Source organism: Vibrio sp. 10N.247.310.98 (assembly GCF_041467395.1).
GTDB lineage: Bacteria > Pseudomonadota > Gammaproteobacteria > Enterobacterales > Vibrionaceae > Vibrio > Vibrio crassostreae_C.
In genome coordinates, this window is record NZ_JBFSUL010000043.1 from 1 (window position 1) to 16,012 (window position 16,012).

Sequence of the window (16,012 nt, forward strand, 5' to 3'; positions counted from 1 at the left end):
TGGACATAAAAAGACCCCCAATAATTGGTGTCCAACTATTGGGGGTCAGTTCAAATGCTGGCTTTTATTATTTCACTAAAAATTGTATCAAAAAGGGATAAAGTGAAATTACTTCTCTGCCATTTCTTTCTTAACCATTACAGCTGCAGCAATAATGAAAGTGATGACTAGGGCTAGTTCCATGATTAACTCCAAAGAAAATTAACATTAAACATATAATTCGCGTGGATGATAACACAACAGATACAGAATGATACTTTTTAACCACTAATTTACTTTTTATTCGATTTAGATCAAAAAAGATGCCCTAAAGCATCTTTTTGCAAGTTAACTATTCATGAAACAACTAGATCAACCAGGGAAACCATCAGGGTTGGTTGACTGCCAGCGCCATGTATCTTCAGTCATTTCAGTCAGTGTACGTGTTGCATTCCAACCAAGCTCTTTCTGAGCTTTAGCAGGATCTGCCCAACATTCTGCAATGTCACCCGGGCGACGCTCGACAAGCTTATAAGGGATATCTTTACCGCTCGCTTCCTCAAACGCTTTAACCATGTCTAATACACTTGAACCGTTACCAGTGCCAAGGTTGTAGATATGAAGACCATCTTTGCGCCCTACTTTCTCAAGCGCTGCGATGTGGCCATCAGACAGATCCATTACGTGGATGTAATCGCGAACGCCAGTACCATCTTTTGTTGGATAATCGCTACCAAATACAGATAGGAATTCACGGCGGCCTACTGCTACTTGAGAGACAAATGGCATTAGGTTATTTGGGATACCTTGCGGATCTTCACCTAGCTCACCACTTGGATGTGAACCTACAGGGTTAAAGTAACGCAGCAGTGTAATGCTCCAATCCGGATTGGCTTTTTGGAAATCGGTTAAACACTCTTCAACCATTAGTTTACTACGACCATATGGGTTGGTTGCGCTGGTTGGGAAGTCTTCAGTAATTGGCACACTTGCAGGATCGCCGTATACCGTTGCTGAAGAGCTAAATACCAAGGTTTTTACACCCGCATCACGCATTGCATCAACAAGAACTAACGTGCCGTTTACGTTGTTGTCGTAGTATTCAAGAGGCTTTTCCACAGACTCTCCGACGGCTTTCAGACCAGCAAAATGGATAACCGCTTCGATGTTGTGTTGCTTCATAGTTTCAGTCAAAAGCGCTTTATCACGAACGTCACCTTCAATGAAGTTGGGACGAACGCCCGTGACTTTTTCGATGCGCTCTAGAACGCTTAGTTTGCTGTTGTACAAGCTATCAAAAAGTACAGGTGTCATACCTGCGTTGATCATCTGGATACTTGTATGGCTACCAATGTAACCTATGCCACCTGTAACTAAAACATTCATGCTTAGCAGACCTTTTAATTAAAAATATTCAACCTATCACTTATGATACAACAACTTAGGGTCAGCTCACAAACACCGGTACCTACTTACCCTCACGAGCGAACACAAACTGACCTTTTCCTTTGCGTTTCGCTTGGTACATAGCCTCATCAGCAACTTTTAGAATAACGTCAATATCACGCTCTGAGCCATCAACTAAATGGATACCTAAGCTCGCTCCAACATGAAGTGAACGTTGTTTGTAGTTTACTTGTTGCCCGATCAGATCCAACAATCGTTCGGCTAACTTAGCTAACAAGACTTTGTTGGTCTGTTTAATAATAAGAACAAATTCATCACCCGACAAACGTGCAACCAAATCCCCTGTTCTTACCTGAGATAACAACCGGTTTGACACTTCTTTAAGGATTTCATCACCCGCATCGTGTCCATAATTGTCATTCACTTCTTTGAAGCCATCCAAGTCCAAGTAAATAACCGCGAAATGCTGATTTGAATAGTGGCTCGACGTGACAACATCATCCATAACCTTATACAGCTGCGCTTTATTCGCTAACCCGGTTAACGCATCGTGATGGGCCAAGTGTTCGAGTCTTTCCATCTCTTTAACGTTGGATAAATCAGACAGCGTTAATACCATATCAAACTCGTCTTTCTCGTTGTCTGAGGCAACTCGATTCACTTTGACAAACATTGGAACTAACGTACCGGACGCGCTCTTCTCCCACACTTCGCCTTGCCATTGACCATAATTGTCTAACGAACTGCGAATTGTAGGCATCAGTGATGAAAATTGCTGCCACGAAAATACTTCAAAGGGTGTTTTGCCCACCAGCAGATCAGAGTGATAACCGAGAAGTTGTGTGATCGCCGGGTTAACCATGGTTATCACATTGGACGAGTTCAGCACGATCAAACCGTCTTTACTGTTTTCGAAAACACCCGCAGCAATACGTTGGCGACTCATGGCCGTTTCTATGTCGGTGACATCTTGGATTGCATAGAGAATACGACCATGTTTTGTCAAAGAACGGCTGCTCACACGAAGCCAGCGTTTCGATTGAAAGAGATCGGTGGTTTCCAGCAATTCGTCATTAAGTTCAATATTGGCATCAATAACATCTTGTAAGTAACCCGTTTGCTTGGTCGCGATCAACTCTTGGAACAACAAGTTCTCAAGAAAGGCTTCCGAGCATTTAAAAATATCCCGAGTAGCTGCGTTCGCATGAAGAATGAGTCCTTTTTCATCTACCACCAACAAAGAGTGCTGAACGGTTTCAATGACCTCATTTGCGAATGATTTTTCTTCTTGTAACTTGTCTAACGTAAAATTGATTTGGTTGTCGCGATGTTGAAGCCTTTCTAACATGGTATTGAAAGCTCGAACCAGATCACCGATTTCATCGCGGTTCGTTACGACTAATTTAGGCTGCTTCGAACGACGCTCAACAAAGGCTTGCATCGCCTCATTGAGGTCAAACATCGGTTCGATAATCAAGCGTTGCACCAATTTGACCAGTACTCCACCTAACATCACCAGAAACAACAGATAGACGACCGCAACCTTGAAAATATTCGTTAAGATCGAATTAAACGTCTCTTTCGATATTGTTACTCTCAAGTTCGCGATCACTGCGCCATCCAGTGTCACTGGAACGAGCAAGAAGATGAAATGCTCAGAGATGGCAAATTGATGATCGGCGATATCGTCTAATTCTTCTGCGTTTGGCCTTGGAACCAGAGTGTTGCTCACCTGATAGCTGGCAAAAAGCTGTTCGTTGATGTCATAGAGCTTCACTCTAACAATATCTTTATCTGCGACGAAAGCTGACAATATTTCCTGAGCCGATGACTTGTCTTCAAATAAAATCGCGGCTTGCAAGTTATAAGCAACACCTTGTGCTAGCACTTTAACACGCTGAATAAGACTCTCTTTCTCTCTCTCAAACGTGACAGTGTAATTTACCGATTGGATCGTTACAAAAGTGACTGCGATGAAGATGATAATGGGTAATATCAGCTTGTTTTTAATCGATATGTTATTAATGAAAGACAACATTATTGGCCCTCCACTATAGCGATTCGTAACAGGTTCGAGCCAATGACGTAGTCACCGCGCCTTGCGTTCTCTAGATTGATCTTAGGTTTGAGCTTATTATCGATGTGCGTGAGTTCAATGATTCCACCTAAGTCCGTAAAGTTAGGGATATCACTGATTGTCACAGTATGTGGCGAGTGCTCTTGACTAAGAAATTGGTCATTTTTACGGTCAGACAAATACGTAATATCACACTTAGAAGTAATCGACTGTTGAACTCGGATAGCGAGCGAACGAATAGATTTCCCCTCGGTAATTGACGTTAGCACTTGGCTTACCTTTTCATCGCCAATCACACAAAAGTTCACAGCGTTCATTGAGCTTTCATCATTCCAACGTATAAAATTCGCAATTCTAAAAAGGTACACCGCTTTCACTTCATAAGGTTTGAAGCTAGCAGCTGAGGTGTTCAACGGCACAATAAGCATCGTTAAAGCCGCTAAGCCTAGTTTAGATAAGCCGAGCTTAATGCGGTGCTTAAGCCATTTAGAATTCATGAGAGATCCTCACATACACCGATTCTTGATTGACGCTTTTCTGAGATGTGAATTCAGCTTGATAGCCGTCACTCTTACCTATATTTTCAACAACCACTTCAATTAAAGGTGCTGCGGACGATTTTTTCCATGCGAGACGCGCATCAAAGGTTATTTCATGCGGGTAAGACTGCCATTTATATTGAGTGCCATCGCCTGCTACCCAATAGTCTGGGTAATTCACATTAATGTACTGGCCTATCACATCGAATTGCCAACTTTCGGTGATATTCCACATCAACTGTGCCGTGGCTAAATGTTCATTATCAATATCGTAATAAACACTCGTTTGAGGACTAGATTTCAGGTCATCACCTTTATTCTCACCTTCCAATGTCGTATAGGCGTAACTCAGGTAACTGGCTAAATCTGCGGTGAGTTGGTAACTCGCGCCTAACTCTAAGCCATAAGTTTTTGCTTTATAATCATCAGACAACGCACCGACATAGACATGATTCGCAGGGATATCATTCGGGTCATAGCTGTGAAAGCGAAGGTTGTCATGTTCACTCAGATAAATCGTTGCATCGAGTTCGAAATTTGAATTGTTTGAGTAGCGATAACCCATTTCCGCCGTTACGACACTCTCTGTTTCAAGACTCGAGCTTGATTTATATACATCTAGGTAGCTGTTGTTTGAGTCAGCATTGTAACTATTGAAATAATAGGTGGAATTGGAATCCATATAAGATGGTGCAACGACCGCACGGCTAAGCCCCGCCCATACGGAGTGACGTTGGGTGAACTTATATAAACCACGCAATTGAGGTGAAAGCTCAGTTGATTCATTCTGTGTAAAGTGTTCAACCTTGGCACCAAGAGTAATAGACAGCGCTTCCGTCATTTGAATTTGAGACTGTATAAAAGCGTTCGCAATATAATCGTTGGCAGATTGGATGTTGTAAGCTCGACCGTAGTAATCGGGATTGTACCAATCCACGTCCGAAACTTGGCTTGAGGAGAAATCAAGATACATATATCGCAGGCCACCACCGAGTGTTAGCTGATGGCTTTCCGATAGTTGGTTGATATAAGTAGAGTCAAAATCGAGGGTCGAATAGCTTCCCGGAGCGTCTGGCGCATTATCCTCATTATATTCACCCCATAACGAATATGAGAGTGTCGAACTTTCATCAAAATGGCGAGAGTCGTTGAATTGGACGTAAACAGATTGGCTCTTGTTATCGAAATCATTGGCTTGTGCCCCGACAAACGACCCTGAGTTATCATATTGAAACGTATACAATTCCGACTCATAAAAGCTTTTCTCACCACCAATACGTAATGACCAATTTTCATCAGTATTACTTGGCTGAAACACCATCCCTGCCGTTTGTGCTTTCCATTTTTCAGATTCGTTTGTGCGATACGTGGGTTCTTCTCGGTACTTATAAAAGGCACGAGCATTCACACTGTCGTTTAGGCTTAATCCCTGACGAACACTAAATTCATAGTTATTAGTATTAGACGCGACACCGGAGAGATAAGTCCCCTGCGTATCATTGGCAGACTTAGTAATGATATTGACTACACCATTAACCGCGTTGCCCCCCCAAATTGTTCCGCCGGGGCCTTTGAGTACTTCGATGCGTTCGATGTCGGCAAGTACATAGTCAACGTCGCTCCAATACGTACCGCCATAGACTGGGCTAAACAAGCTTCGTCCATCCATCATCACGAGCATCTTGTTATATAACCCATCATGAAAGCCGCGTGTTGAAACAAACCATGAGGTTTCGTTGAATTTGGTGACTTTGAGTCCGGGTACAAGCGTTAGGACTTCTGCAATGGTTTTCGCGCCACTGCGCTGAATTCGCTCATTAGAAAGTACGTACACCGACGAGGGAATGTCAGTGAGTTTTTGTGTCACTTTCGAAGCCGTTTCCATTTCGACATCTAACATAGACAACTCTTCAAGGCTCATCGACATCAGCTGGTCTAGAGAGTTTTCTTGAGCAGAGACAAAAACAGGTATCATTAATGCTAGTCCTAAGCAAACCTGGCGGGATATCATGTGCTCACCTAATATACAGATAGATATTAATCCTTTAATCAATAGTTCAACTATATATGAAATGCCATACTGGTAAATCTACGGTGTCGAAAGTTTGAGTTAGGTCACTGTTTATTTATGGTATTTATAAGACCGTCATTACTTACCTCAACGTAAAGGATTAGCACCACGTGACAACGAAGATTTTGCTTAATTGCGACATGGGAGAAAGTTTCGGCAATTGGAAGATGGGCGATGACGAGTCGGTCATGGGATGGGTCGATATGGCAAACATCGCTTGTGGCTTCCACGCGTCTGATCCGCACGTTATGTCCAAGACGATAAAACTGGCGCAGCACTATCACACCCAAATTGGTGCTCATCCCGGTTATCAAGATCTCGTTGGTTTTGGTCGCCGTTCTATTCCACACACCATGGACGAAATCAGTGAGCTGGTTTGTTATCAAGTCGGTGCATTACAAGCCCTTTGCCGCTATCACCATACCACTGTTGGCTATGTGAAACCTCATGGCGCTCTTTATAACGATATGATGGCAAACATTGATGTGTTCAATGCGGTAGCCCAAGCCGTCGCTGAATTTAACATCCCGTTGATGATTCTCTCTTCATCAGACAATCAACAGTATTTGGATATTGCTGACGACCATGACTTGCCTCTCTTGTTTGAAGCGTTTGCCGACCGTGCTTATTTAAATAACGGACAATTAGCGCCACGTACTCAAAAAGGCTCGGTTTACGTCAATCAAGACGATATCTATAACCAAGTTATGCAAATCATTAACTATGGCTCGGTTACGACTTTAGAGGGCGAAAGACTGCCTATTGAAGCTGATACTATCTGTGTTCATGGTGATAACCCTCAATCCATCGCATTAATTAGAAAAATCAGACAAGACCTCAACGCTTTTAATTAGTATGAAGCGTGTGATTGGTATGACGCATGGTCTAATCGCTCGTGAGATCTAATTGATTTGTATTGGCTTGGACACGGAAGTGAGACACGCCAAGTAAGCTAAAAAAGGCAAGATAACAAACGTATGGAAACGAAATGACGACGAATCAGATTGAATTCAATATAGCGCCAGTCGCGGAATGCAGCGTTTTGGTGACCTTGACGCTATCGCCTTCAAATAATCAATCTAGCGCCGAATATGCGCAATACATAGCTCACTTTTCCGATGCCATTCGCCAAAACTTAGCATCGGTGTTGATGAATGTGACACCGGCTTACCAAACAATATTGGTCGATTACCTCCCTTATCGAATATCAGAACAGCAGCTCATTGAGCAGCTCAATAATTTGTTGAGTCATGCTCTGTCGTCCTTTTCTAGTGTTAGTAAAACTCGCGATACGATTGAGCTTCCTGCCTATTACTCACCAGAAACGGCGCTCGATTTAGACCGATATCAAAACAAAGGCCTGTCGCTCGACCAGATAATTCAACATCACACCTCACAGACATACAGCGTCAGTGCGATTGGGTTTACGCCTGGCTTTGCCTTTATGTCGGATGTGGTTAATGAGCTTGCCTTGCCCCGTCACTCCACACCCCGCTTAATTGTGCCCAAAGGCAGTATCGCCATCGCGGATACGAAAACAGCTGTGTACCCTTCGGATTCACCGGGCGGTTGGAATATTATTGGCAATTGCCCACTTCCGTTGTTCGATCATAGCCAGTTGAAGAACGCCGATATCACGCAAAGACCACTGTCTCTGCTTAATGTTGGTGATACCGTCCGTTTCATAGCGATTTCAAAAAAAGAATTTGTAGAGTTGGGTGGAGGCATCGTAAATGGCTAAGACAAAAACTAAACCAACACTGACAGTGATTAAGCCCGGCCCGTTGAGTTTGATTCAAGACTTTGGGCGATTTGGTGTTGCTCATCTTGGATTAACGCAAGGTGGACCGGTTGATGACTACTCTTATAGCTGGGCTAACCATCTATTGGGCAACCCAGTCAACCAAGCGGCGTTGGAAATCACGCTTGGGCAATGTGCGTTGAGAATCGATGTTGATTGCGAGATGGCACTATGCGGGGGTGATTTACAAGCGAAACTCGATGGTAAACCACAGGCTAACTGGAGCACTTTTCAAGCTTTTAAGGGGCAAGTTCTCTCATTTGGTTTGCCTAAAAATGGTCTAAGGGCGTATTTAGCCATTAAGGGCGGTTTCGATGTTCCATCAACTCTTGATAGCTGCTCTACAGTCACTCGTGAAAAGATTGGTGGATTAACGCAAGATGGCGAGCCATGCCAGCAAGGGCAACAAATCGCTTTTACCCAACACCAACTCTCTCATCCATTTAAAGCGTTGAGTGTTACCTTCCGATACACGCCTGATTACAATCTACCCGTGAACCTACGAGTGATTGAAGGCTATCAAAGCGAGCTATTCTCCGAGTCAGCAAGAGAGATTTTGTATAACGCGCAGTATCACGTTGACCAAAACTCTAATCGGATGGGTTATCGACTCAGTGGCGAGCCCGTAGACTCGCCTGACATTTCGCTATTGTCAGAAGGCATTGCCCTAGGTGCGATTCAAATTCCACAAGATGGACAGCCTATCGTGCTGCTTAATGATAGACAGACCTTAGGTGGTTATCCGAAGATAGGATGTGTCGCCAGAATCGATTTACCACGCTTGGCGCAAGCAAAACCTGGACATGCGATATCGTTCAGCAAGGGCGATCGCTTGGGCTTACAAGATGTTTGGTGCCAATGGGCTCAGTTTTTCGGCTATTAGTTTTTGCGATGTGTTATGTGCTAAATGCTATGTAGCTGAGAATAATCAACTAGGAAGATGTCATTTAGATGAGGTTCGGTATCTAAGCAGATGTTGAAATGAAGATTCGGCTTACCTATTACAGTAAGCCGAATTGAAGAAATTAAACGCAGTCGATGATGATAGACTAATTATAGGCTATTAAGCGTGATCTTGACCTGACACCTTGGCAAGCGCTTCTGGGTATCCACGTTCTTGTGTCAAATCTATCGCTCTGTTTTCAATATCATTTAGATTAAGTGACATTGTCACTGAGTGTGTGTCTTCAATAGATGCCGCCTCTGATACATCAAACCATTGCTCAGCGACCTTTTGTGCCGCTTCTAATGTTGAAGAAGCTTTTACTACTTCAAGTCGAGCATAGCGATCCCCACAGAATGAAACGTCTGAAGCTCTTAAGCTTGGATCGGTTCCCGGAATCTGTTGTGCACCAAACAAAGGTTTACCACCGACCAATGCAGAACTGAAACTTGGGATGAACTGAGACATATGCGTTATTGCCGCGCGAGTTCTTAATTCAAGCTGATCTTCACTCCAACCCGATACGATTTTCTTAAGCAGCTTCGAAGGCAACTGTGGCTGTGACGAGTCTGTTGACGATGAAACAAGCCCACCCTCAAACAGAGTAATCCCTTCTGTCATGCCGTGAAGTTGGAACACACCATCAGCATACGGCGTTAATTGCGCCATGCCTTGCGGTGTGCCTCTCGGGCCATGGAAGATAACTTCTGGCCACTCTTCCTTACATTCTTGCGAATATGGCCACTCTGTAACGTATGCAGCTTTAAACTCAACAAGTCTTTGCTGCTTAGAGCCAACAAAGTCATCTACGATACCCGTTTCAAACCCACTCGCATTAATCAAGTAATCGGTCGTTAGTTGGCAGCTTTGGTTTTCGGCATCGGTATAAGTCAAAGACCAACCTTGACCTGTCGACTCAACAGATTGTAATCGGCTGTTGGTTAACACAGTACAGTTAGTTTGTTGCCCCAAAGAGAGTTGAGCGGTCGCAGAAAGTCGGAATACGCTCCAGCCATACTCTTGGACCATCGCAACAGGATACTTTAGGGTCTCTAAATCCGTATGCTTGGCGAAAGGAATACACCAATCATCAAGCGATGTTGGTTTCAGAGGCTGTGTTTTCGCAGAAAGTGCTAATAAATCTTCTTTGCTGTACAGCTTATAATACTCTTCCGGATCACCGAGCACTTGGTTGCTTTTATCTTGTTTAACAAGATCGGCATAAGCGCTTTTGATTATCTTGAGACGAGGAAGCAGATCCAACGGCTCTCCACCATCACTGTGCGGAACGGCGATGATTGTCGGACGAATATTGATCGTATGAGGGAATAAGCGGACGGTATCAATTGACTGTGTGAGCAATTGAAGACACTGCTCTACAGAAATATCTCGATACAAATTGCCGCCAGCGTGCAGGTGGCAAATTGGTGGACCATTAACCAAACTCGGCCCTTTTTCTAAGATAGTGACCTTAAAACCCAACTCACTAAAGTGAATCGCGCTCGTTGTTCCGGCAATACCACCACCAACAATGGCAATAGAAGGTTGATTTGTATCCGTTTTGTTGTGGTTCATCGTGTTCTGTAGAATAAGATTAACTGCCTCTATTCTACTTTTGTTCTGCGATGAATTAAAACACATTTTTATCAAGGTCTTAGATAGGCGGGATTTAATATCTATGTAAAAAACATAAATAATCTCTTGACTCAATAACTCCAGATAGGGTTTTAAAGGTTATTCTAACAGTCAAATTTGTCCTAAGTGACGCCACATAAAGGCTGCCTCAGTACTCTTAAAACATACCGGTTAACTTATCCCTAAAGTTATCCACCGTTTTTGTGGATAACTGTTGATAACGTTCTTGCTAAGTTGCGCAAACCCTTTGTTTACAGGGACTAACCGCTGTTCATTAAATCGGCATTATTGGGTAATTAGTTTTAAAAAATGCTAAAAACAGTGGAATCTAAGGTGCGATATTTTTTACTTATGCTACCGGTTGGTTAAATAAAAAACGGTCTAAAGCGACGTATTATAAATAGTGCATGACTAAGTATAAATAATCTCACTTTTAGACCGTTTTAAGCGCTTGGCTAGATCTCGCTAACGACTAGCCAAAATCCTTGTTTACTGGTGCCAACAAACGTTTGATTAAGCTATTCACTACCGCGGCTAATGTGATGAACGTTAGCACCGGTAGCGCTATCCACAACATCGGGTGAAGTGAAGGTTGTAACTCAAAACCAAAGTTCATCACTCCTGCCACGCTGAGCTCAGAACCAAGGGCTGCAATTGAGCCTGCGACTAACGCCATTAAACCGTACTCACACCAAATAGTATTGAGAATTCGCTTCTTACTCGCGCCTAATGTTCGATACAAGCGTATCTCTTGTTGTCTTTGAGATAAGCTCAATCGCAATAGAGTGAAGATAAGCAACAGCCCCGCCACCACACCTAACGCCGCAAGTACGGTAATCGACCAAACAATCTGCTTAAGCAACTCTTGGATCTTGCTACCCATCTTACGAATATCCATCAAACTCACGGTTGGATGATTTCGAGAGAGTTCGTTGAGCATCTGATTGTGTTGTTCTTCTAATCTGAAGCTCACTAGCCAAGTAGAAGGGATTGAACTCAAGACATCTGGAGTAAAAATGAAGTAGAAGTTCGGCTTCATTTCTCGCCACTCGACTTTGCGGATGCTATTCACCTTGGCAGAAACATTCTGGCTGTTGATTGTGAATGACAGCTCATCGCCAATCTTTAGATCCAGTTGCTCCGCGACATCCGATTCCACAGATACGCCATGCTCTTGTGTCCAGCTGCCTTCTAATACTTCATTGTACTTAGGTAAGCTATCTCCCCAAGTGAAGTTGATCTCACGGCTTAGTGCGTCTGTTTCTCCAGAGGTATCACTGTATTCCGATGCTTCGACACCGTTTATCGTCGTCAGTCGTCCTCGGATAATTGGAAACGCTTGAGTACGCTCTACTTCGTTTGCATCAATCGTCTCGAGATAACTGTCTTTTTCATAGCTTGCAATGTTAAGTGCAAACGCATTTGGTGCGTTCTCGGGTAAGGTTTGCTGCCAATCTGACAGTAAATCACTTCTTACCAACCAGATGATAGACAGCAACATCAGTGAAAGCGCTAAAGAGCCAAATTGAATCCCCGTCGCTAAAGGTGTGCGATTAATTCTGCTCAATGCTAAACGCATAGACGTAGATGTCGGCAACTTGCCAACCAAACGCAGAACAAGCGTACTAACGACCGCAAGTACTAAGAACAGGCAAGCGATACCCGCTAGAACTATCCATACCAATAGATTGTCGCCATACATCAGCATCATTGGAATAATCGGTACCAGTAACAACAAATATTTCTTGTAGCTTTCATTGGACTGGTGACTTGATTGGATAACGCTGATTGCCGAGGTATTGACCAAGCCAATTAACGGAATACCAAGAGCAGGAACACCAATTAAGATGCTTGATAAAATCGCCAAGATTGCAGGTTCAATACCATAGCTAGGAAGTGGCGTTGGTAATAAGTCACCCAGAGGTATACGAAGCAAAAACTCTAAGCCGATACCGATAGTTATTCCCAGTACTGCACCGATAACCACTAATAAAGATACCTGTACAGACAACCATTTAACGATCCACTGCTTGCTTGCACCCAAACTCTTAAGCATCGCGATGGTTTTACGGCGACTCGCAACATAATGTTGGCAAGTGAGTACCAAAGTGGTCGCAGCCATGATCACAACAATAGCAACGGTTAACGAAAGATATTGAGTCGTGCTTTCGAACATGTCGTTAGTACGGCTCGCAGAATCTTGAGTACGCCAGCGATCGCTTGGTGTTAATTCTACGCTGTCTTGCGCGGCTTGCAGTTTTGTATCATCACCGTTGAGAAACAGCCTAAAACTAACACGACTGCCCGGTTGAATCGCTCCCGTGGCATCAATATCGCTTGTATGAATCAGAACGGCTGGCATCTGTTGGAATGGGTTAAAGCTTAAGCCTGGTTCTTGAGTGATTCGTCCAGTTATCGCTAAATCGGCATCGCCAATAGTGACAACGTCACCAATCTCAACCTCTAACTGTGCAAATATACGCTCGTCTAACCAAAGTTCCCCTGGCTCAACATGGTTACTTGATGCTTTATCAGCACCCACTAAGATCATTTCACCGCGTAATGGATAATTACTTTCAACCGCTTTCACCGTCACTAACTGCATCGAGTTGTCACTGAATGCCATGGTTGAAAAACGAGTCAACTGAGAGCTTTCTAACTGTTCAACTTGAGTGAGGTCTAATAAGGATTGTGGAACTGGGTTTGCTGAGATAAACACGATATCGGCAGTAAGCGCATCTTTGCCCTGCTTAACAATTACCTGCTCCATACGTTCGGCCAACGCCGACAATGCAAATACACAAGCAATAATAAGCGTTAAAGCGATTGAAACTGGCCAAAGCTGACCGTGTCGAATCTCTTCGATACTCCATGAAAACAGGCGTTTATTCAGTCCGTTTGATGAATTCAATTTAGACTTCCTCTATCTGACCGACATGCATCTTGAGTGTTCTTTGGCAACGTTGTGCAAGCTTAGGATCGTGTGTCACCAACACTAACGTTGTGCCGTGGGATGAGTTCAATTCAAACAACAACTCGACAATTTTGGCAGCAGTTTGTTGGTCTAGGTTGCCTGTGGGTTCATCGGCAAAAAGAATTTTTGGCTTAATCATAAATGCGCGCGCCAACGCGACCCTTTGTTGTTCACCACCCGATAGCTGCGACGGCAAATGATCAAGCCTGTCTTTCAAGCCTACTGATTCAAGCAGAGCAGTCGCGCGTTCGATGTCTTCGTCTGCTCCCTTCAACAAACAAGGTAACGTGACATTTTGCAGCGCAGAAAGGCTTGGAATTAATAAGAAGCTTTGAAATACAAACCCAACCGATTCACTGCGAATCTTAGCCCTTGCCTCATCATCAAGCTGTGAAAGTGGCTGTCCTAATAAACTGATTTCGCCTTTCGTTGGTACATCAAGACCAGCTAACAGCGTCATTAGGGTCGATTTACCCGCACCAGACGTGCCTACGATCGCGACCGTTTCGCCTTCACGAATATCGATATCAACGTGCTCTAGGATTGTTAAATGTTCTTGATTAGTAGACACTGTCTTGGAAACAGCTTCTGCTTTAATGATGGATGTATGCATGACTCGACTAATTTCCTTTTTATTTTTTATTTTATTTTCAACCGCTTCTTTAGCTCAAGGCTCTGCGTCAGCTCAAGATTCAAAGTTATTGGTACTTGGCGATAGTTTGAGTGCTGGTTACAACATGGATATCAAACAGAGTTGGCCAAGTTTGTTGCCAGACGCGCTAGCAAAACATGATAAAGCGGTTACCGTGGTTAACGGGAGTATTTCTGGTGATACAACGGGCAATGGTTTAGCCCGCCTACCACAATTGCTTGAAGAACATGCTCCAGACACCGTTCTTATCGAACTTGGTGCGAATGATGGACTTCGTGGTTTCCCACCTAAGCTGATGTCTGCAAATCTTGAGCAGATCATTGAGCAGATAAAAGCTGCGGGCGCCAAACCTATAATGATGCAGATTAAAATCCCACCAAATTACGGAAAGCGTTACAACCAGCAGTTTGAATACGTTTTTGCAGCGCTTGCTGATCAACAAAACGTGCCACTTTTGCCGTTTTTCCTAGAGCATATCATCCTCAAACCTGAGTGGATGATGAACGATGGACTGCATCCAAAACCAGAAGCTCAACCTTGGATTGCTGAATTCGTCGCCGAAGAATTATATCAGTATCTTTAAGTTTTAATGGTCTAGCTCAATAAATTTTACACAGCTTTACGTTAGCCTGAGTGCATATCACCGTTAACTGTAAGGTTATTTATGCTGATCGAACCTGTTATCAAGGGTGTGGTAGCCAAAAGCGCTCACCCTCTTGGCTGTCAAGAAGCCGTAAAGCAACAAATCAAGTTTGTTAAGAGTGCGCCGCAAATCAAAGATGGCCCTAAACGAGTACTGATTATCGGCGCTTCCTCAGGCTTTGGCCTTGCCGCTCGTATTGCCCTTACCTTTGGCGGCGCAAAAGCTGACACTATCGGCGTCTCATTCGAGCGCGGTCCAAACGAAAAATCCCTAGGTAGTGCTGGTTGGTACAACAACATCTACTTCAAAAAAGAAGCCGAACGAGAGCAACGCACTGCTATCAACATCGTTGGCGACGCATTTTCGCAAGAAACACGCTCACAAGTTGTCGAAGCCATTGAAACCTACTTCGAAGGTGAAGTCGATCTCATCATTTACAGCTTAGCCGCAGGTGTGAGACCAAAACCAGACTCCGATGAGTTTTGGCGCTCTGCCATCAAACCTATTGGTGAAAGCGTAACTGGCGCAACCATTTCTCTGGAACACGACAACTGGGTCACCAACACGCTTGAAGCCGCGACGGAAGAAGAAGCCGAAAGCACACTCAAAGTGATGGGAGGCGAAGATTGGGAACAATGGATAGATGAGCTCATCAACGCAGAATCTATTGCTCCGGGTTGTAAGACAATCGCGTTTTCTTATGTGGGTCCAGAAGTCACACATCCTATCTATTTAGACGGTACATTGGGACGCGCTAAGATCGACCTTCACCAAACCAGCCACGCTCTTAATCTAGAGTTAGCTAACTTTGATGGCAACGCTTACGCGGCGGTATGTAAAGCCCTAGTCACTAAAGCGAGCGTTTTCATCCCTGGATTAAGCCCTTACTTACTTGCTTTGTATAAGGTGATGAAAGAGAAAGAGACCCACGAAGGTTGTATCCAACAAATGCAGCGTCTGTTTGGCAGTAAACTTTATGGTCAATCCAAAGTACCACTTGATGGTGAGCGATTGATCCGTATGGATGATTGGGAATTAGACCCAGAAACCCAAGCGCACGTAACTGAACTGCTAGAAAAGATGGACGAAAATAACTTCCAAACCTTAGGGGATTACCAAGGGTTTAAAGAAGAATTTCTACAATTAAATGGGTTTGCTCAACCATCGGTAGATTATAGCCAGAAACTTAATACAGAAGATTTTATAAAGTTAAAGCCTTAATCTAAAATTATCTCATTACTGAGACCCGGATTCACATTTGAAAACCTCTGCATAATTGCGGAGGTTTTTT

The 16,012-nt window shown here is 43.7% G+C and carries 12 protein-coding genes; 5 read left to right on the top strand and 7 right to left on the bottom strand.

The annotated features are described in order from the left end of the window. Nucleotides 1–351: 351 nt before the first annotated feature. From galE to AB6E78_RS15985, 4 genes are all read right to left on the bottom strand, one after another. Nucleotides 352–1,365, bottom strand: a complete 1,014-nt coding sequence (gene galE, locus AB6E78_RS15970) for a UDP-glucose 4-epimerase GalE (protein WP_372133465.1) — start codon at nt 1,363–1,365, stop codon at nt 352–354. A gap of 82 nt (nt 1,366–1,447) precedes the next feature. After that, on the bottom strand, nt 1,448–3,424 hold the full coding sequence (locus tag AB6E78_RS15975) for a diguanylate cyclase domain-containing protein (RefSeq protein ID WP_372133271.1): 1,977 nt from the start codon (nt 3,422–3,424) through the stop codon (nt 1,448–1,450). Then, the gene (locus tag AB6E78_RS15980) at nt 3,424–3,960 is read right to left on the bottom strand and encodes a YfiR family protein (protein ID WP_017060086.1); all 537 of its coding nucleotides are present in this window, start codon (nt 3,958–3,960) and stop codon (nt 3,424–3,426) included. Before AB6E78_RS15980 ends, AB6E78_RS15975 begins: the two co-directional genes overlap by 1 nt. Continuing rightward, entirely contained in the window at nt 3,950–6,013 is a 2,064-nt protein-coding gene (locus tag AB6E78_RS15985) for a TonB-dependent receptor plug domain-containing protein (protein ID WP_372133273.1), read from the bottom strand. The genes AB6E78_RS15980 and AB6E78_RS15985 overlap by 11 nt, the downstream gene beginning before the upstream one ends. Nucleotides 6,014–6,183: 170 nt before the next feature. Between AB6E78_RS15985 and AB6E78_RS15990 the strand changes: the two genes are divergently transcribed. From AB6E78_RS15990 to AB6E78_RS16000, 3 genes are all read left to right on the top strand, one after another. Next, nucleotides 6,184–6,927: a 5-oxoprolinase subunit PxpA gene (locus tag AB6E78_RS15990; protein ID WP_372133469.1), complete on the top strand. Its 744-nt coding sequence runs from the start codon at nt 6,184–6,186 to the stop codon at nt 6,925–6,927. Between the two features lie 134 nt (nt 6,928–7,061). Then, nucleotides 7,062–7,814 carry an allophanate hydrolase subunit 1 gene (locus tag AB6E78_RS15995; RefSeq protein ID WP_017060083.1) on the top strand — a complete coding sequence of 251 codons (753 nt, stop codon included), beginning with the start codon at nt 7,062–7,064 and terminating at the stop codon, nt 7,812–7,814. Continuing rightward, nucleotides 7,807–8,757, top strand: a complete 951-nt coding sequence (locus tag AB6E78_RS16000) for a biotin-dependent carboxyltransferase family protein (RefSeq protein ID WP_102333625.1) — start codon at nt 7,807–7,809, stop codon at nt 8,755–8,757. The genes AB6E78_RS15995 and AB6E78_RS16000 overlap by 8 nt, the downstream gene beginning before the upstream one ends. A gap of 180 nt (nt 8,758–8,937) precedes the next feature. Here AB6E78_RS16000 and AB6E78_RS16005 read toward each other — a convergent pair whose 3' ends face one another. From AB6E78_RS16005 to AB6E78_RS16015, 3 genes are all read right to left on the bottom strand, one after another. Further along, the gene (locus tag AB6E78_RS16005) at nt 8,938–10,392 is read right to left on the bottom strand and encodes an FAD-dependent oxidoreductase (RefSeq protein WP_372133472.1); all 1,455 of its coding nucleotides are present in this window, start codon (nt 10,390–10,392) and stop codon (nt 8,938–8,940) included. A 532-nt stretch (nt 10,393–10,924) separates the two neighbouring features. Continuing rightward, nucleotides 10,925–13,363, bottom strand: coding sequence for an ABC transporter permease (locus AB6E78_RS16010; protein ID WP_372128976.1), 2,439 nt, complete (start codon nt 13,361–13,363; stop codon nt 10,925–10,927). A gap of 1 nt (nt 13,364) precedes the next feature. After that, nucleotides 13,365–14,039: an ABC transporter ATP-binding protein gene (locus AB6E78_RS16015; RefSeq protein ID WP_017067780.1), complete on the bottom strand. Its 675-nt coding sequence runs from the start codon at nt 14,037–14,039 to the stop codon at nt 13,365–13,367. Here AB6E78_RS16015 and AB6E78_RS16020 point away from each other — a divergent pair. Beyond that, nucleotides 14,038–14,661: an arylesterase gene (locus AB6E78_RS16020; RefSeq protein ID WP_017069908.1), complete on the top strand. Its 624-nt coding sequence runs from the start codon at nt 14,038–14,040 to the stop codon at nt 14,659–14,661. The genes AB6E78_RS16015 and AB6E78_RS16020 overlap by 2 nt on opposite strands. A gap of 81 nt (nt 14,662–14,742) precedes the next feature. Continuing rightward, nucleotides 14,743–15,942 (top strand): enoyl-ACP reductase FabV, encoded by a 1,200-nt coding sequence (gene fabV / locus AB6E78_RS16025; RefSeq protein ID WP_017067782.1) that lies wholly within the window; start codon nt 14,743–14,745, stop codon nt 15,940–15,942. Nucleotides 15,943–16,012: the final 70 nt, after the last annotated feature.